This is a genomic window from Bacteroides sp. 2_2_4 (assembly GCF_000157055.1).
GTDB classification, from domain to species: Bacteria; Bacteroidota; Bacteroidia; order Bacteroidales; family Bacteroidaceae; genus Bacteroides; species Bacteroides ovatus.
The window spans coordinates 1-739 of the sequence record NZ_EQ973410.1 but is presented as its reverse complement, the minus strand read 5'-3'; the positions used below and the strand labels follow the sequence as shown (position 1 = coordinate 739).

General features: G+C 50.3%; 1 protein-coding gene. It reads left to right on the top strand.

All coding sequences use genetic code 11. The features are described 5' to 3' along the window. Positions 1-2 precede the first annotated feature (2 nt). Entirely contained in the window at positions 3-311 is a 309-nt protein-coding gene (locus BSCG_RS00065; RefSeq protein WP_008777682.1) for a helix-turn-helix domain-containing protein, read from the top strand. Positions 312-739: the final 428 nt, after the last annotated feature.

The window sequence follows — 739 nt, the reverse complement described above, 5'->3', positions numbered from 1 at the left end:
GTATGAAATCTATCGCACAAAGGCTTGAAGAACATTCTTCTCCAACGCCTTCGAAATGGCGTGAGCTGTTTGACTTCCTTGAAACAAACAAGTCTTGGCTCCGACATTCGCAAAATATTGCCATGCTGATGCTGGACAGGATGGAAGAATTAGGAATGAGCCAAAAGCAATTGGCTGAAAAAATGAATTGCAGCCCGCAATACATTTCAAAGGTGTTGAGAGGACGGGAGAACCTTTCACTCGAAACTTTGACCAAGATTGAAAACGCACTGGAAATCTCGATTATCAAAGAGGAACCGATGGCTGTATAACTCACCCCGGCTGCAGTAGGAAAGATTTGCTATCAGATTTTTCCGGATCAGCTGCTGCAGCTCGGGAATAGTGCTAGCAAATGTTTCGTCCTGGAAGAAGCCGGCTGCCGGATTCTGCTAGCAGTTGGCAGGGGATAACAGGTTGATGAAGCCGGGATCCTGCCAGGTATGTGCTAGCAAACTGGAAAAAAGTCATGCTTGAAACTTTTCGTCTGACTGCTCACCGTGCCGCCGTGTGGTTCGTGGCAATGCGTGCAGCGGGAATACCGCCGCCCACAAAGCCCCGCTCCCCACAGCAGCACTCCGTCAGTGTTTAATCGGAACATTCCTTCACCGGCAGCGTTTCTCGGACGTTCAGTGTTTCTGTGCACCGTGCCGCTTTCCTTGCTTTCCCGTAGCCGTCGGACTGGCGCAAAGAAAGCCGCCCT